Below are 1,660 nucleotides of genomic sequence, written 5' to 3' on the forward strand. Positions count from 1 at the left end.
CTTAGCCTTGATTCACCGATGCTGATCGGGGCGCGGTCGGCGGTTTAAACCGAGAATGCCTGTCTTTTCGCGGAAAATGGGGTTTGTCTAGAACACCTTTTCACCAAAAAGAGAGGCATCTCGTAGATGCAACTTTCCCATACCGGGGCGTCCTTGTCAGTTTCCTTCGACGAGCCCAACCTTGTGTCGTCCGCTGGCTTGGTCCCGGTCATGGGGCTGGCCTTCGCAGCCGGGCTCGGGGACCTGGCCGATGGGTGGCTGAGCGTGCCGACGGACAAGGGGGCCAACGCCGGGTTGAAAGTGGCCTCGCTGGTCGCCGGGATGGTGGCCGGCGCGGATTCCATTGATGACATGGCCCTGCTGCGGCACGGCGGCATGGGCAGGCTGTTCAAGGCCTGTTACGCGCCTTCGACGCTGGGCTCGTTCCTGCGCTCCTTCACCTTCGGGCACGTCCGCCAGCTGGACGCGGTCGCGTCCCGGTTCCTGAGGAAKCTGGCGGCACAGACCCCGCTGATCGGCGGCAATACCGGGGAGTACACGCTCGTTGACGTGGACGACACGATCATTGAGGTCCACGGATACCAGAAGCAGGGCTCGGGCTACGGATATTCCGGGGTGCGGGGCCTGAACGCGCTGCTGGCCACCGTCAGCACGAAGGACACCGCCCCGGTCATTGCCGCGCAGCGGCTGCGGAAGGGCTCGGCCGGTTCGCCCCGGGGCGCGGCACGGCTGGTCGCCGATGCCTTGGCCACCCTCAAACGCATCCGTGGCGGGGCCACCGGCAGGGTGCTGCTGCGCGCGGATTCCGCGTTCTACGGATACGCGACCGTCAATGCCGCTGCCAAAGCCGGCGCCGATGTTTCCATCACAGCCCGCATGGACCCGGCCATCAGGAAGGCCATCGCGGGAATCCCTGAGGATACATGGCAGCCGATCCAGTACACCGATGCGGTCTTCGACGAAGCCGCGGGCCGGTGGATCTCCTCCGCGGAAGTCGCCGAAACACCGTTCACCGCGTTCAGCTCCCGTAAACAGGGCGAACGCGTCCCCGGACGCCTTATTSTCCGCAGGATCCCGGACCTGAACCCGCACGCCGGCGCCGGACAGCCGACGATCTTTCCGACCTACCGGTTCCACGCGTTCTTCACCACCGGCACCTTGGACACCGTCGCCGCCGATAAAACCCACCGCGGGCACGCGATCATCGAGCAGGTCAACGCCGATCTGAAGGACAGTGCCCTGGCTCATTTACCCTCGGGTGTTTTCACTGCCAACGCGGCCTGGCTGGCCCTGGCCGTTATGGCGTTCAACCTCACCCGCGCCGCAGCCACAGTGGCAGGGAAGGCGCTGGCGAAAGCCCGGACCGCAACGGTCCGCAGGAAACTCATCAGCGTCCCGGCCAGGATCGCCTCCTCAGCCCGGAAGCTTCGCCTCCACCTGCCCGCGGACTGGCCTTGGGAAACCGCCTGGACAGACGTGTTCAACCGGATCTTCCCACGATCGGCAAGAACCTGACCCACCTCCCCGACCGCACAACCAAGGAACCCCAGTGGAACACCCCCGGCAGCGGGGCCGGCTAATCCGGCATGCCACGAACCCCAGCCCGTCCGGCCAAATCAAATCCCCGGATCCTCAACGAGCGCGTCGGTGGATCGAGGCT

General features: G+C 65.5%; 1 protein-coding gene. It reads left to right on the forward strand.

From position 1 onward, the window contains the following. Positions 1 to 126 precede the first annotated feature (126 nt). Positions 127 to 1,515, forward strand: a complete 1,389-nt coding sequence (locus tag AC1DIM_RS19690; RefSeq protein WP_477712163.1) for an IS1380 family transposase — start codon at positions 127 to 129, stop codon at positions 1,513 to 1,515. The last annotated feature ends 145 nt before the right edge of the window (positions 1,516 to 1,660 follow it).

Source organism: Pseudarthrobacter sp. 01T43 (assembly GCF_056398665.1).